At 60.6% G+C, this 14,292-nt stretch carries 13 protein-coding genes; 9 read left to right on the top strand and 4 right to left on the bottom strand.

Translation table 11 applies throughout. The features are described 5' to 3' along the window. Positions 1-80 precede the first annotated feature (80 nt). Complete coding sequence (rpiA, locus tag PG5_RS11630; protein ID WP_020797320.1) at positions 81-755, bottom strand: ribose-5-phosphate isomerase RpiA; 675 nt, start codon at positions 753-755, stop codon at positions 81-83. Between the two features lie 269 nt (positions 756-1,024). Between rpiA and ilvA the strand changes: the two genes are divergently transcribed. After that, positions 1,025-2,539: a threonine ammonia-lyase, biosynthetic gene (gene ilvA / locus PG5_RS11635; protein ID WP_020797322.1), complete on the top strand. Its 1,515-nt coding sequence runs from the start codon at positions 1,025-1,027 to the stop codon at positions 2,537-2,539. Positions 2,540-2,579: 40 nt separating this feature from the next. Then, complete coding sequence (locus PG5_RS11640; protein WP_020797323.1) at positions 2,580-3,005, top strand: DUF2269 domain-containing protein; 426 nt, start codon at positions 2,580-2,582, stop codon at positions 3,003-3,005. Between the two features lie 104 nt (positions 3,006-3,109). Here PG5_RS11640 and PG5_RS11645 read toward each other — a convergent pair whose 3' ends face one another. Then, positions 3,110-3,766: an HAD family phosphatase gene (locus tag PG5_RS11645; RefSeq protein ID WP_020797324.1), complete on the bottom strand. Its 657-nt coding sequence runs from the start codon at positions 3,764-3,766 to the stop codon at positions 3,110-3,112. Between the two features lie 143 nt (positions 3,767-3,909). Here PG5_RS11645 and PG5_RS11650 point away from each other — a divergent pair, with 143 nt between their 5' ends. Then, positions 3,910-4,389, top strand: coding sequence for an RNA pyrophosphohydrolase (locus PG5_RS11650; protein ID WP_007897732.1), 480 nt, complete (start codon positions 3,910-3,912; stop codon positions 4,387-4,389). 22 nt (positions 4,390-4,411) lie between these two features. Then, positions 4,412-6,691 carry a phosphoenolpyruvate--protein phosphotransferase gene (ptsP, locus tag PG5_RS11655; RefSeq protein ID WP_020797325.1) on the top strand — a complete coding sequence of 760 codons (2,280 nt, stop codon included), beginning with the start codon at positions 4,412-4,414 and terminating at the stop codon, positions 6,689-6,691. A 119-nt stretch (positions 6,692-6,810) separates the two neighbouring features. Here ptsP and PG5_RS11660 read toward each other — a convergent pair whose 3' ends face one another. Then, positions 6,811-7,560 carry an NRDE family protein gene (locus PG5_RS11660; protein WP_020797326.1) on the bottom strand — a complete coding sequence of 250 codons (750 nt, stop codon included), beginning with the start codon at positions 7,558-7,560 and terminating at the stop codon, positions 6,811-6,813. A 131-nt stretch (positions 7,561-7,691) separates the two neighbouring features. Between PG5_RS11660 and PG5_RS11665 the strand changes: the two genes are divergently transcribed. The 3 genes from PG5_RS11665 to PG5_RS11675 all read left to right on the top strand — a co-directional run bounded on the left by PG5_RS11665 (position 7,692) and on the right by PG5_RS11675 (position 10,391). Then, complete coding sequence (locus tag PG5_RS11665; RefSeq protein WP_020797327.1) at positions 7,692-8,474, top strand: sulfite exporter TauE/SafE family protein; 783 nt, start codon at positions 7,692-7,694, stop codon at positions 8,472-8,474. Positions 8,475-8,564: 90 nt separating this feature from the next. Continuing rightward, the gene (lgt, locus tag PG5_RS11670) at positions 8,565-9,371 is read left to right on the top strand and encodes a prolipoprotein diacylglyceryl transferase (RefSeq protein ID WP_020797328.1); all 807 of its coding nucleotides are present in this window, start codon (positions 8,565-8,567) and stop codon (positions 9,369-9,371) included. A 48-nt stretch (positions 9,372-9,419) separates the two neighbouring features. Beyond that, positions 9,420-10,391, top strand: coding sequence for a thymidylate synthase (locus tag PG5_RS11675; protein WP_020797329.1), 972 nt, complete (start codon positions 9,420-9,422; stop codon positions 10,389-10,391). A 124-nt stretch (positions 10,392-10,515) separates the two neighbouring features. Here the strand turns inward: PG5_RS11675 and cadR are convergent, their stop codons facing one another. After that, positions 10,516-10,965 (bottom strand): Cd(II)/Pb(II)-responsive transcriptional regulator, encoded by a 450-nt coding sequence (gene cadR / locus PG5_RS11680; protein WP_020797330.1) that lies wholly within the window; start codon positions 10,963-10,965, stop codon positions 10,516-10,518. 85 nt (positions 10,966-11,050) lie between these two features. Between cadR and PG5_RS11685 the strand changes: the two genes are divergently transcribed. Both PG5_RS11685 and PG5_RS11690 read left to right on the top strand, forming a co-directional pair. Next, positions 11,051-13,312, top strand: a complete 2,262-nt coding sequence (locus tag PG5_RS11685) for a heavy metal translocating P-type ATPase (protein ID WP_020797331.1) — start codon at positions 11,051-11,053, stop codon at positions 13,310-13,312. A 16-nt stretch (positions 13,313-13,328) separates the two neighbouring features. After that, a complete protein-coding gene (locus PG5_RS11690) occupies positions 13,329-14,192 on the top strand; it encodes a LysR family transcriptional regulator (protein WP_020797332.1) in 864 nt (287 codons plus the stop codon). Positions 14,193-14,292 lie beyond the last annotated feature (100 nt).

The following is a 14,292-nucleotide window of genomic DNA, read 5'->3' on the forward strand; positions in this document are numbered from 1 at the left end:
ATGCGGTGTGTCAGTGACATCTCTGTTGACTGGCACACCGCATTCGCGAGCAAGCCCGCTCCCACAAGGGGGCGTATGTTTTACTCGGCGCGCAGGGTTTTCACACCTTCGCTCGTGCCCAGCAACAACAGATCCGCCGGGCGCGCCGCGAACAAGCCGTTGGTGACCACGCCGACGATCGCATTGATCTGCGACTCCAGTTCCACCGGATTGGTGATCTCCAGATTGAACACATCGAGGATGATGTTGCCGTTGTCGGTGACTACACCTTCACGGTAGACCGGATCACCGCCGAGTTTCACCAGCTGGCGGGCCACGTGGCTGCGGGCCATCGGGATCACTTCCACGGGCAGCGGGAAGGCGCCGAGGACGGGCACCAGTTTGCTGGCGTCGGCGATGCAGATGAAGGTCTTGGCCACGGCCGCGACGATTTTCTCACGGGTCAGGGCTGCGCCGCCGCCCTTGATCAGGTTCAGGTGCTCGTCGCTCTCGTCGGCGCCGTCGACGTAGAACTCCAGGTCGCTGACCGTATTGAGCTCATAGACCGGGATCCCGTGGCCCTTGAGGCGTGCGGCGGTGGCTTCGGAGCTGGCGACCGCGCCATCGAACGCGCCCTTGTGCTTGGCCAGGGCATCGATGAAGCAGTTGGCGGTGGAGCCGGTGCCGACCCCAACGATGCTCTTGTCGTCGAGTTTCGGGAGGATGAAGTCGACGGCGGCCTGGGCTACTGCCTGTTTGAGTTGATCCTGGGTCATGCGGGCTCCGAAGTGCCGAAGAGAGAACGAAAGGCTGGCATTATAGGCCTCGGGGCAGGGAAGGTCATTGTCCGATTGGCGGTCCGTGACTGTTCCCTGTAGGAGCGAGCATGCTCGCGATAGCCGTGAACGATAACGCGTGAAACCAGGCACCCCGCAGCGCCTTTGGGTTTCTCGCGAGCATGCTCGCTCCTACAACAGGTGGTCGTGCGGCTAAAAGCCGGGTTAGACTCCTTGATCCTGCCCAACCCGCTCAGTGATGCTTTCCGATGCTTGAACAGTACGTCAAAAAGATCCTCACCTCGCGCGTTTATGACGTTGCCGTAGAAACCCCATTGCAGACTGCTCGCCAGCTCTCCGAGCGGCTGGGCAACGAGATTTTGCTCAAGCGTGAAGACTTGCAGCCCGTGTTCTCGTTCAAGATTCGCGGCGCCTACAACAAGCTGACGCAGCTGAGCGATGAAGAGCGCGCTCGCGGCGTGGTTACCGCTTCGGCGGGTAATCACGCGCAAGGCCTGGCCCTGGCGGCCAAGGTCCTGGGCGTGAAAGCCACCATCGTCATGCCCAAGACCACGCCCGAGATCAAGGTCGAAGGCGTGCGTTCGCGCGGTGGCAAAGTGGTGCTGCACGGCGATTCGTTTCCGGAGGCCCTGGCCTACTCGTTGAAACTGGTCGACGAAAAAGGCTACGTCTACATTCACCCCTACGACGATCCCCACACCATTGCCGGGCAGGGCACAGTGGCGATGGAAATCTTGCGCCAACACCCGGCGCCCCTGGATGCGATCTTCGTTCCAGTCGGTGGCGGCGGCCTGATCGCCGGTATCGCGGCGTACGTGAAGTATCTGCGGCCGGACATCAAGGTCATCGGTGTCGAGCCGGACGACTCCAATTGCCTGCAAGCCGCCATGGCGGCGGGTGAGCGTGTGGTATTGCCGACCGTGGGCATCTTCGCCGATGGCGTCGCGGTGGCCCAGATCGGCCAGCACACTTTTGATATCTGCAAAGACTACGTCGACGAAGTCATCACCGTCAGTACCGACGAAATCTGTGCGGCGATCAAGGACATCTACGACGATACCCGTTCGATCACCGAACCTGCCGGCGCCTTGGGCGTGGCCGGGATCAAGAAGTACGTCGAGTCCCGCGGCGTCACCGGCCAGACCTTCGTGGCCATCGACTCCGGGGCCAACGTCAATTTTGACCGCCTGCGCCATGTTGCCGAGCGCGCTGAACTGGGCGAAGGCCGTGAAGCCATCATCGCCGTGACCATCCCTGAACAGCCGGGGAGTTTCAAGGCGTTCTGCGAAGCCATCGGCAAGCGCCAGATCACCGAATTCAACTACCGCTACAACACTGGCAGCGAAGCGCACATCTTTGTCGGGGTGCAGACTCATCCGGAAACCGACCCGCGTCGCGCGCTGATCGCCAGCCTGGGCGAGCAGGGCTTTCCGGTCGTCGACCTGACCGACAACGAACTGGCCAAGTTGCACATCCGCCACATGGTCGGCGGTCGCGCGGCACATGTGGTCGATGAAGTGATCCTGCGCTTCGAATTCCCGGAGCGTCCGGGCGCGCTGTTCAACTTCCTCAACAAGCTCGGCGGGCGCTGGAACATTTCCATGTTCCACTATCGTAACCACGGTGCGGCCGATGGTCGTGTGGTCGCGGGCCTGCAGGTGCCCCATGAGGAGCGTCACCTGGTGCCGGCAGCACTGGAAGAAATTGGCTACCCGTTCTGGGACGAAACCGACAACCCGGCCTATCAGTTGTTTCTTGGCTGAGCGGCTACGCTGATGGGCAGGCCCTTAAGGAAATCGAACCATGGAAACGTTGACGGCCCTGAAAGCGGCGCACACGGTGGCGACGGTGGTGTTGCTGGTCTGTGCGCTGGGCCTGGGGATTTGGGTCTGGCGAACCCGGCGTAACGGCGACGCGACAGCGGGCAGCCGTACGCTGCAACGGCCACGGGTGTTCGTCTGGCTGTTGATGGGGCTGGCATTGCTGAGCATGCCGTTTACCGGTTGGTGGATGGTGCACTTGGTGGGCTGGCCGTTGGGGCAGACCTGGTTGCTGGCTTCCAGTGTGCTTTACACCGTGGCGGCGCTGGCGTGGTTCTGGTTGTTGGTAAGGCTGAACAAGGTGCGCAAGACGCCGGGTGGGGTGGGCAGATTTACCTTTGCCTTGGCGTTGTTCAGTTTTGTCTGCTTTGTGGCGATTGCCGGGTTAATGGGCGCCAAACCGGTTTAACCCTTTAAACCGTGTTGCCCCATTCGCGAGCAGGCTCGCTCCCACAAGGGAATTGTGTCGTTCACACATCCACTGTGGGAGCGAGCCTGCTCGCGAAGGCAATATCAGCCGCGCAGACTGATTACTGGCCAGCCCCGCTTCTCGGCCTCGGCGCGCAAGTTCGGATCCGGATCGACCGCCACCGGGTTCGCCACCTGCTCCAGCAATGCCAGGTCATTCATCGAGTCGCTATAAAAGTAGCTGTCCTCGAGGTTGTGCCCGGTTTCTTCCAGCCAGCGATTGAGCCTTGTCACCTTGCCTTCACGGAAGCACGGTACATCGGTACTGCGCCCGGTGTACCGGCCGTCCTGCATTTCGCATTCGGTGGCGATCAGGGTCTCGACGCCCAGGCGCGCGGCAATCGGGCCGGTCACGAAGCGGTTGGTGGCGGTGATGATCACCAGTTTGTCGCCGGCATCGCGGTGTTGGGCCAGCAACTCGATCGCCTTGGGCAGCAGGATCGGTTCGATGCAGTCGCGCATGTAGTCGCTGTGCCATAGATCCAGTGTGGCCATCTCGGTACGGCCGAGCACTTCCAGGCAGAAGTTCAGGTAGGCGTCGTTATCGAGCTTGCCAGCCAGGTAGTCCTGGTAGAACTCATCGTTACGGGCCTTGTAGGCGACGGCGTCGAGGAAGCCGCGTTCACAAAGGTAATCGCCCCAGGCATGGTCACTGTCGCCGCCCAGAAGCGTGTTGTCCAAGTCGAATAAAGCCAGCCGCATTGCAGTTACTCGCTGAAAAGTCTGTAGAAAGGCGTCCAGAATACGGACTTTTCACAAGAGTGCACATAACGTAGGCCGGCGCGTTGCTGCCTTAACAACCTTTGTGGAACAATGCGATGACATGCGTTTGCGAGGTTGTTGCCGTGATCGACCCCGATGGTTTCCGTCCTAATGTCGGGATCATTCTCACGAATGATGCCGGCCAGGTGCTATGGGCTCGCCGTATCAATCAAGATGCCTGGCAGTTTCCTCAAGGCGGGATCAACCCCCAGGAGACGCCGGAAGACGCCTTGTACCGCGAGCTGAACGAAGAAGTGGGCCTGGAGCGCGAAGATGTTGAAATACTCGCCTGCACTCGGGGCTGGTTGCGCTATCGTTTGCCGCAACGTCTGGTCAGGACGCACAGCCAACCGCTGTGCATCGGCCAGAAGCAGAAATGGTTTCTCCTGCGCCTGATCTCCAATGAGCAGCGGGTGCGGATGGATTTGACCGGTAAACCGGAATTCGATGGCTGGCGCTGGGTCAGTTATTGGTATCCGTTGGGCCAGGTGGTGACATTCAAGCGCGAGGTGTATCGACGCGCCCTCAAAGAGCTTGCCCCGCGCCTTTTAGCGCGCGACTGACGACGGAGTTCGACCCCGAGCCATGCTCAATACGCTGCGCAAGATCGTCCAGGAAGTTAACTCCGCCAAGGATCTCAAGGCGGCGTTGGGGATTATTGTGTTGCGCGTCAAAGAGGCCATGGGCAGCCAGGTCTGCTCGGTCTACCTGCTTGATCCCGAGACCAACCGCTTTGTGTTGATGGCTACCGAGGGCTTGAACAAGCGCTCGATTGGCAAGGTCAGCATGGCGCCCAATGAAGGTCTGGTGGGTTTGGTCGGCACGCGTGAAGAACCCCTGAACCTCGAAAACGCCGCGGATCACCCGCGCTACCGCTACTTCGCCGAAACTGGTGAAGAGCGCTACGCTTCGTTCCTCGGGGCGCCAATCATCCACCACCGCCGTGTCGTCGGTGTGTTGGTTATCCAGCAAAAAGAGCGCCGCCAGTTCGATGAAGGCGAAGAAGCCTTCCTCGTGACCATGAGCGCGCAACTCGCCGGGGTTATCGCCCACGCCGAGGCCACCGGTTCGATCCGTGGCCTGGGCCGGCAGGGCAAGGGTATCCAGGAAGCCAAGTTCATCGGCGTGCCGGGCTCGCCCGGCGCGGCGGTCGGTACGGCGGTGGTCATGCTGCCGCCGGCCGACCTGGACGTGGTGCCCGACAAGACCATCACCGACATCGAAGCGGAACTGGGTCTGTTCAAGACCGCCATCGAAGGTGTGCGCGCTGACATGCGTGCGTTGTCCGCCAAGCTCGCCACGCAATTGCGCCCGGAAGAGCGCGCGTTGTTCGACGTCTACCTGATGATGCTCGACGATGCGGCGCTTGGCAGCGAAGTGACCACCGTGATCAAGACCGGGCAGTGGGCCCAGGGCGCGTTGCGCCAAGTGGTCACCGATCACGTCAACCGCTTCGAATTGATGGACGACGCTTACTTGCGTGAGCGTGCGTCGGACGTCAAGGACCTCGGTCGTCGCCTGCTCGCTTATTTGCAGGAAGAGCGCCAGCAAACCCTGGTCTATCCCGACAACACCATCCTGGTCAGCGAGGAGCTGACGCCGGCCATGCTCGGCGAGGTTCCGGAAAACAAGCTGGTGGGCCTGGTTTCGGTGCTTGGCTCCGGTAACTCCCACGTTGCGATCCTTGCCCGGGCCATGGGCATTCCAACGGTGATGGGCCTGGTGGACCTGCCGTATTCCAAGGTCGACGGCATAGGCATGATCGTCGACGGTCACCGCGGCGAGGTCTACACCAACCCCAGCGACGTGCTGCGCAAGCAGTTCGCCGAGGTGGTCGAAGAAGAAAAGCAACTGGCCCTCGGGCTGGATGCGCTGCGCGATCTGCCGTGCATCACGGTCGATGGCCACCGCATGCCGCTCTGGGTCAACACTGGCCTGTTGGCGGACGTGGCGCGCGCGCAAAAGCGCGGCGCCGAAGGCGTCGGTCTGTACCGCACCGAAGTGCCATTCATGATCAACCAGCGCTTCCCGAGTGAAAAGGAACAGCTGGCGATCTACCGCGAACAGCTGGCCGCTTTTCACCCACAGCCAGTGACCATGCGTACCTTGGACATCGGCGGCGACAAGTCGCTGTCGTACTTCCCGATCAAGGAAGACAACCCGTTCCTCGGCTGGCGCGGCATTCGTGTCACCCTCGACCACCCGGAAATCTTCCTGGTGCAGACCCGCGCCATGCTCAAGGCCAGTGAAGGCTTGAACAACCTGCGGATTCTGCTGCCGATGATCTCCGGTACCCATGAGCTGGAAGAAGCCCTGCACCTGATCCACCGGGCCTGGGGCGAGGTTCGCGACGAAGGTTGCGACGTGCCGATGCCACCGATTGGCGTGATGATCGAGATTCCGGCAGCGGTGTACCAGACCAAGGAGCTGGCGCGGCAGGTGGACTTCCTGTCGGTTGGTTCCAACGACCTGACCCAGTATCTGTTGGCCGTGGACCGTAACAACCCGCGAGTAGCCGACCTATACGACTACCTGCACCCGGCGGTGCTGCAAGCCCTGCAAACCGTAGTGCGTGACGCCCATGCCGAAGGCAAGCCAGTGAGTATCTGCGGCGAGATGGCCGGTGACCCGGCGGCGGCGGTGCTATTGATGGCGATGGGTTTCGACAGCTTGTCGATGAACGCCACCAACTTGCCGAAGGTGAAGTGGATGCTGCGCCAGATCAACTTGAGCAAGGCCAAGCAGCTGCTCGCCGAACTGATGACCATCGACAACCCGCAAGTTATCCACAGCTCGCTGCAATTGGCGCTGAAGAACCTGGGGTTGGCACGGATGATCAATCCGGCGGCGATCAAGCCTCTCTGAATTGGCGACACCCCCTTCGCGAGCAGGCTCGCTCCCACAGGGATCTTCGCTGAGCAGTGAGCGTTGGAGATCAAATGTGGGAGCGAGCCTGCTCGCGAAAGAGCCGGTACTGGCGACATTTAACCAAGCCTGATCTCGACTTCCCCCAAATGCCCGCCAAACGGCCCAAAACTCCGTTCGACCAAATGCCGCGAGCCATCCGCCCGCACAATCAACGCCGTACTCGCCCGCGTCCCATAACTCTGGCTGGCAATAAACACACTCGACAGCAGCGTCTCGGTGGCCAACCCCACTCCGGTGTCTGGCAGGTCTGCAAACGGCGCTTGCTGTGAATCGCTGAGCAAGGCCAGCAAAGACTGCGGTTGCGGATCATCCAGTACCTCGCCCAGTGCTGCCTTGGCCCTGAGCAGTTTCGGCCACGGCGTATCCAGCCCGGCGTTCGACAGGCCGTAGATCCCCGGCGGTAGCATCACCGCTTCCGATTCCCGCGCATTGAAATGCCACAACTCATTAGCGTTGCCGATCAGTAAGTTAAATCCGCCATATTCAGGCGAACGGGCGACAACGTCGGCTAAATAGTCATCAATTGGCACATCTTTGGTGAGGAATCCCGCCACTAACTCACCGCGAGACCGGCGCCCTGGCGGTCGATGCGGATCGCGGATGTTGGTCAGCGCCGCAAAGCGCCCGTTGGCGCCGAGACCGAGCCAGGTTCCTCCCGCCTCCAGGTCTCGCCCGGCGTGCACCTGGGGGGCCTCGGGCCATTGCGCCAGTGGCAGGCTGGGGCGGGCATAAAATTCGTCGCGGTTAGCCGCCACGATCAGCGGTTGGGCGTGGCCCGGTCGCCAAGCAAAAACAATCAGGCACATAAGGTGATCCTTGTGTGTTTTTTCCCCACTCTACGCAGTCATCGTGCGGGTATCCATCGCCATCCAGTGGAGCCCGAGGCCATGCATCCGTTACCATGCCGCTCCGATTTTGGGGTTGGGAGGGGAAAAGCATGGAATTTCTGCTCTATCTGGCGCTCGGCGCCTGTGCCGGAGTGCTGGCCGGGCTGTTCGGCGTGGGGGGCGGAATCATCATTGTCCCGGTGCTGGTATTCAGCTTCAAGGCGCAGGGGTTTGATCCGTCGATCCTCACGCACCTGGCCGTAGGCACCTCGCTGGCGACGATTATCTTTACCTCGGTCAACGCCATTCGGGAGCACCATCGCCGTGGAGCGGTACGCTGGCCAATTTTTGCGTGGATGACCCTGGGCATTCTGATCGGTGCGGGTTTTGGCGCGCTGACTGCAGAAGCGATCTCCGGGCCCAACCTGCAAAAGATCATCGGCGTGTTTGCCTTGGTCATTGCTGCGCAGTTGGCGTTGGAACTCAAGCCCAAGGCCAGTCGAACGGTGCCGGGTAAACTCGGTCTGACCGTAGCCGGCAGCGTAATTGGCTGGGCTTCTGCGATTTTCGGGATTGGTGGCGGGTCACTGACCGTGCCGTTCCTGACCTGGCGCAGCGTGCCGATGCAGCAAGCGGTCGCCACGTCCTCTGCCTGCGGCCTGCCGATTGCGCTGTCCAGTGCATTATTTTTCATGATTCTGGGCTGGCACGATCCGTTGCTTCCGGCCCATAGTCTCGGTTTCATTTATTTGCCGGCGCTGTTGGGCATTGCCCTGACCAGCATGGTCTTCGCCCGCTTCGGCGCGCGACTGGCGCACAATCTGTCGCCAAGGTTGCTGAAAAGACTGTTTGCCGCTTTGCTGTTTGGCGTTGGCCTGAAGTTTCTAGTCTGAAGCATCTGCTCTGACGCACGACACAATCCTGGCTTAATCCTGAGGTGACAGCGTCGCCCGGGAATTGATTTGAACTCATGAGGAGTCGCAATGCTGCCTTACCCGCAGATCGACCCGGTGGCCTTGGCCATCGGTCCGCTGAAAATCCACTGGTACGGGTTGATGTACCTGATCGGCATCGGCGGCGCCTGGCTGCTGGCGTCGCGCCGGCTGAACCGTTTCGACTCGACCTGGACCAAGGAGAAGCTCTCCGACATGGTGTTCTGGATGTCGATGGGGGTGATTGTCGGTGGTCGCCTGGGTTATGTGCTGTTCTACGATTTGAGTGCTTATATCGCCAACCCGCTGTTGATCTTTGAAGTGTGGAAGGGCGGGATGTCGTTCCACGGCGGGTTCATCGGCGTGATGTTGGCAGCCTTGTGGTTCGGTAAAAAGAACAACAAGTCGTTTTTCCAGCTGATGGACTTCGTCGCGCCGATGGTGCCGATCGGCCTGGGTGCCGGGCGGATCGGCAACTTCATCAATGCCGAGTTGTGGGGCAAGGCTACCGATGTGCCGTGGGCGATGGTCTTCCCGACTGATCCGGCACAATTGGCACGTCACCCGTCGCAGCTGTATCAGTTTGCGCTCGAAGGCGTCGCGCTGTTCCTGATCCTGTGGCTGTTTTCGCGCAAACCGCGGCCGACCATGGCGGTATCGGGGATGTTCGCGCTGTTCTATGGCATCTTCCGTTTCATCGTCGAGTTCGTCCGCGTACCGGATGCGCAACTGGGCTATCTGGCCTGGAACTGGCTAACCATGGGCCAGGTGCTCTGCGTGCCGATGATCGTCGGCGGGTTGTTCCTGATCTGGCTGGCGTATCACCGCGCCCCGGCGACTCCAGCGGCAGCTGTATAAAATTCGAATCCCGCAGCGATGCTGCGGGTTCAAGGACACAGGTAATTCATGAAGCAATATCTCGAACTGGTCGCCCACGTCATCAAGAACGGCACCAAACAGGCCAATCGCACCGGCGTGAACACCATCAGCTTCCCGGGTGCCATGCTGCGTTACGACCTGCAGGAAGGTTTCCCGGCGATCACCACACGCAAGATGGCCTTCAAATCGGCCATTGGCGAGATGTGCGGTTTTCTGCGTGGCGTGAACAATGCCGCGCAATTCCGTGCGTTGGGCTGCAAGGTCTGGGACCAGAACGCCAATGAAAACGCCCAGTGGCTCGCCAACCCGTTCCGCCAGGGTGAAGACGACCTCGGCGAGATCTACGGCGTGCAATGGCGTAAATGGCCGGCGTACAAGCAGATCCCGGTCAGCAACCCGGCCGCCATCGAGCAAACCCTGAAGCAGGGTTATCGCCAGATTGCCGAAGGTGAAGAGGATGGCCAGGCCTACGTGGTGTTGTACAAGGCCATCGATCAGGTTCGCCAGTGCGTCGACACCATCATCAAGGATCCGGGCAGCCGCCGTATCCTGTTTCACGGCTGGAACGTCGCACAACTCGATGAAATGGCCCTGCCGCCGTGCCATCTGCTGTACCAGTTCCACCCGAATGTCGAGACCAGGGAGATTTCCCTGACCCTCTACATCCGTTCGAACGACTTGGGCCTGGGCACGCCGTTCAACCTCACCGAGGGCGCCGCGCTGCTAAGCCTGATCGGTCGCCTGACCGGCTACACGCCGCGCTGGTTTACCTATTTCATCGGCGACGCCCACGTTTACGAAAATCACCTGGACATGCTCAACGAACAGCTCAAGCGCGAGCCGTTCCCGATGCCCAAGCTGGTGATTTCCGACCGCGTACCGGAGTTTGCCAAGACGGGTGTTTACCAGCCGGAGTGGCTGGAACTGGTGGAACCGAGTGATTTCTCGCTGGAAGGCTATGAACACCATGCGCCGATGACCGCGCCAATGGCGGTCTGAAGCCTGCCGTCAGATCGTTCCCACGCTCTGCGTGGGAATGCCGCCATGGACGCTCCGCGTCCACTGTGACGCGGAGCGTCACGGGATGCATTCCCACGCGGAGCATGGGAACGATCCTCTACTACTAATGGCCGTGGCTACGGCCGACATGTGAATGCTCAACCTCGGTCGCCACAACCCCGCCACTCACTTCCAGCCTCTGCAAAATCCCGCATTGATCAACATCCGGCCCTTCGCCACAGCGTTGGCGCAGGTCGAGCAGTTGTGTCTGCAACGCCAGCAAACCATCGATCCGCGCCTTGACGTGATGGATATGCTCGTCGATCAGCGCATTCACGCTTTCACATTGATCCTGCGGACTGTCGCGAAAGGCCAGCAGGCTGCGAATTTCTTCAAGGGTCATGTCGAGGGTGCGGCAGTTGCGGATGAAGGTCAGGCGTTCAGCGTGGGCCTGGGTATAGACCCGGTAGTTGCCGTCGCTGCGGGCCGGCTCCGGCAGCAGGTTCTCGCGTTCGTAGTAGCGAATGGTTTCCACGGCGCAGTCAGTGAGTTTGGCCAGCTCTCCAATCTTCATCACGGCAATCTCCAAATAGGTGCTTGACCCTATAGTGGCTACAGGGTCTTTACTTGGCAACAGGCACCTTCAAGGACGCGACCCGATGAGCGACTCCCTTCACACCCACAAACCCGAGGCTGATCACGATCACAGCCATAAATTTCAGCCTGCGCACAAACATGAGCATGGCGGCCCCGGGGATTCCTGCTGTTCCGCCAAAGTGGCGGCGCCGTCGCTGATCAAGTTGAACGAAACGCCGACCGCCAACTCGCGGCTTAGCAGCTTCCGCATCGAGGCCATGGATTGCCCGACCGAGCAAACGCTGATCCAGAACAAACTCGGCAAACTGGCGGGTGTGCAGCAGCTGGAATTCAACCTGATCAACCGTGTGCTCGGCGTAACCCACGACTTGCCAGGCACTGCACCGATCATCGACGCCATCAAGTCCCTCGGCATGCAAGCCGAGCCGCTGGAGCAGGGTGTTGAAGCGCCCGCCCCGGCGCCGGTGAAAAAGCCCTGGTGGCCATTGGCGTTATCGGGTCTGGGTGCGCTGGTGGCCGAAGTGATTCACTTCACCAGTGCTGCACCGAACTGGGTGGTGGCGGTCATCGCTCTGGTCTCGATCCTCAGTGGCGGCCTCGCAACCTACAAGAAGGGCTGGATTGCCCTGAAGAACCTCAACCTGAACATCAACGCCTTGATGAGCATTGCGGTGACCGGTGCAATCCTGATCGGGCAATGGCCGGAAGCAGCGATGGTGATGTTCCTGTTTACCGTGGCCGAGCTGATCGAAGCCAAGTCGCTGGACCGGGCGCGCAATGCAATCAGCGGCCTGATGCAGATGGCGCCGGAGCAGGCCACGGTGTTGCAAGCCGATGGCCGCTGGATTGCGCAAAACGTCAAGTCCATCGAACTCGGCGCGCGGGTGCGGGTACGCCCCGGTGAGCGGATTGGCCTGGACGGTGAAGTGGTGTCGGGCAGTTCGACCATCAACCAGGCACCGATCACGGGTGAAAGCCTGCCGGTGGAGAAAACCGTTGGCGACAAGGTATTCGCAGGCACCATCAATCAGGCCGGTTCCCTGGAATATGCCGTGACTGCTGAAGCGAACCATTCGACGCTGGCGCGGATCATTCACGCCGTCGAACAGGCTCAAGGCGCGCGGGCGCCGACCCAGCGCTTCGTTGACCGCTTCTCGAAAATCTACACCCCGGCGGTGTTTGTCCTGGCCCTGGCGGTGGCGGTGATTCCACCGCTGTTCATGAATGCGCTTTGGTTTGACTGGATCTACCGCGCGCTGGTCCTGCTGGTTGTCGCCTGTCCTTGTGCCTTGGTGATTTCCACGCCGGTGACCATCGTCAGCGGCCTCGCGGCGGCGGCGCGCAAAGGTATTCTGGTGAAGGGCGGTGTTTATCTGGAGGGTGGCTACAAGCTCGACTATCTGGCGCTGGACAAGACCGGCACGATTACCCACGGCAAGCCGGTGCAGACTGATTATCTGGAGCTTGATCCCAAGGCCGATGCCTCGGTGCCGGCAATTGCCGCAGCACTGGCCGGTCGATCGGATCACCCGGTGTCGTTGGCCATCGCCAATGCCGCTGTGGATAAACAACACCCGCTGTTGATTGTGGATAACTTCGAGGCGCTGGCCGGGCGTGGAGTGCGCGGTGACATCAACGGCCAAACCTATCACTTGGGCAACCATCGGCTGGTCGAAGACCTGAACCTGTGCTCACCGGAGCTGGAACAGACACTGTTCGCGCTGGAAAAACAGGGTAAATCCGTAGTGCTACTACTCGATTCATCCGGCCCATTGGCGCTGTTTGCCGTGGCCGACACAGTGAAGGAGTCCAGTCGCGAAGCGATCCAGCAACTACATGACCTGGGCATCAAGACCCTGATGCTGACCGGCGACAATTTCTACACCGCCGAGGCGATTGCCGCGCAGGTTGGCATCGACCAGGCACAAGGGGATCTGCTGCCCTCTGATAAATTGCAAGCCATCGAAGCACTGTATGCTCAGGGCCATAACGTTGGCATGGTCGGTGACGGCATCAACGATGCGCCCGCACTGGCGCGCGCCGAAATTGGTTTCGCCATGGCTGCCGCTGGCACAGACACGGCAATCGAAACCGCCGATGTCGCCCTGATGGACGACGATCTGCGCAAAATTCCGACTTTCATTCGTCTGTCGCGACAAACCTCGAGCATCCTCAAGCAGAACATTGCCCTGGCATTGGTCATCAAGGCGATCTTTCTTGGGGTAACCTTCGCCGGGCTCGCCACCATGTGGATGGCGGTGTTCGCTGACATGGGTGTGAGCCTGTTGGTGGTGTTCAATGGCTTGCGCCTGCTGCGCAAATAAACGATGAGGGACAGTTGTGCTGAGTGCCGAGCTGAAGGCGTTTTACATGGTCGCCCGCCTGGGCAGCATCACCCTGGCAGCGAAAAAGCTCGGTTTGAGCCAACCCACGGTGACCACCCAGATTCGCAACCTGGAAAGCCAGTACTCAGTTGAGTTGTTCTACCGGGGCGGCCGTCGCCTGAGCGTCAGCGATGAGGGCGCGCGGCTGTTGCCGATGGTCAAGGGACTGCTGCAACAGGAAGCCGACATCGAGTTCTTCCTGCGTAACAGCGGGCAGGTCCAGGGCATGTTGCGCATCGCCGCTACGGCGCCGTACTACATCCTCGACTTGGTGAAAACCTTCCGCGAACGCCTGCCGCAGGTGGAAGTGTCGGTGGAAATCGGCAACTCCCAGCAGGTGCTCGAAGCTTTGGAGGAGTACCGGGTGGATGTTGCGGCATCTTCGCAGTTGCTGGAGGATGCGCGGCTGATTCGACGGGTGCTGGGCAGCGATCCGCTGGTGCTGGCGGTGCATCGCAATCATCCACTGGCGGTCCACGATCACGTGCCGCTGGGCGCATTGGCAGGGCACACATTGTTGATGCGAGAACCGGGTTCGACCACCCGGCGTTTGACCGAAGAGTTGCTCGCCAGCGCCGGTGTCGGTTTCGGGCCGCTGCTGGAGATTGGCAGCCGCGAATCGATCCGTGAGGCGGTGTTGCGCAATATCGGCATCAGCATTATTGCCCGCCAGGAAGTGCCGCATGATCCGCAACTGCGCGTGCTGACCATCGAGAATGCGCCGCAGATTCCGGAGTACCTGTACTGCCTCAAGGAGCGAAAAAACGCGCGGTTGCCAGCGGCGTTTCTGGGATTGGCGCAGGAAATGTCTCCTGCCTGAATCTCTGGTGTCTATGCCGACCTCTTCGCGAGCAGGCTCGCTCCCACAGGGGCGTGCGGTCAACTGTGGGAGCGAGCCTGCTCGCGAAGAGGTCAGTCCA

Source organism: Pseudomonas sp. G5(2012) (assembly GCF_000408945.1).
In the GTDB taxonomy this organism is placed as follows: Bacteria; Pseudomonadota; Gammaproteobacteria; order Pseudomonadales; family Pseudomonadaceae; genus Aquipseudomonas; species Aquipseudomonas umsongensis.

Excerpts from the sequence above, each read along its gene's own strand:
- rpiA (WP_020797320.1), bottom strand. The coding sequence starts at position 755 with ATGACCCAGGATCAACTCAAACAGGCAGTAGCCCAGGCCGCCGTCGAC.
- ilvA (WP_020797322.1), top strand. The coding sequence starts at position 1,025 with ATGCTTGAACAGTACGTCAAAAAGATCCTCACCTCGCGCGTTTATGAC.
- PG5_RS11640 (WP_020797323.1), top strand. The coding sequence starts at position 2,580 with ATGGAAACGTTGACGGCCCTGAAAGCGGCGCACACGGTGGCGACGGTG.
- PG5_RS11645 (WP_020797324.1), bottom strand. The coding sequence starts at position 3,766 with ATGCGGCTGGCTTTATTCGACTTGGACAACACGCTTCTGGGCGGCGAC.
- ptsP (WP_020797325.1), top strand. The coding sequence starts at position 4,412 with ATGCTCAATACGCTGCGCAAGATCGTCCAGGAAGTTAACTCCGCCAAG.
- PG5_RS11660 (WP_020797326.1), bottom strand. The coding sequence starts at position 7,560 with ATGTGCCTGATTGTTTTTGCTTGGCGACCGGGCCACGCCCAACCGCTG.
- PG5_RS11665 (WP_020797327.1), top strand. The coding sequence starts at position 7,692 with ATGGAATTTCTGCTCTATCTGGCGCTCGGCGCCTGTGCCGGAGTGCTG.
- lgt (WP_020797328.1), top strand. The coding sequence starts at position 8,565 with ATGCTGCCTTACCCGCAGATCGACCCGGTGGCCTTGGCCATCGGTCCG.
- PG5_RS11675 (WP_020797329.1), top strand. The coding sequence starts at position 9,420 with ATGAAGCAATATCTCGAACTGGTCGCCCACGTCATCAAGAACGGCACC.
- cadR (WP_020797330.1), bottom strand. The coding sequence starts at position 10,965 with ATGAAGATTGGAGAGCTGGCCAAACTCACTGACTGCGCCGTGGAAACC.
- PG5_RS11685 (WP_020797331.1), top strand. The coding sequence starts at position 11,051 with ATGAGCGACTCCCTTCACACCCACAAACCCGAGGCTGATCACGATCAC.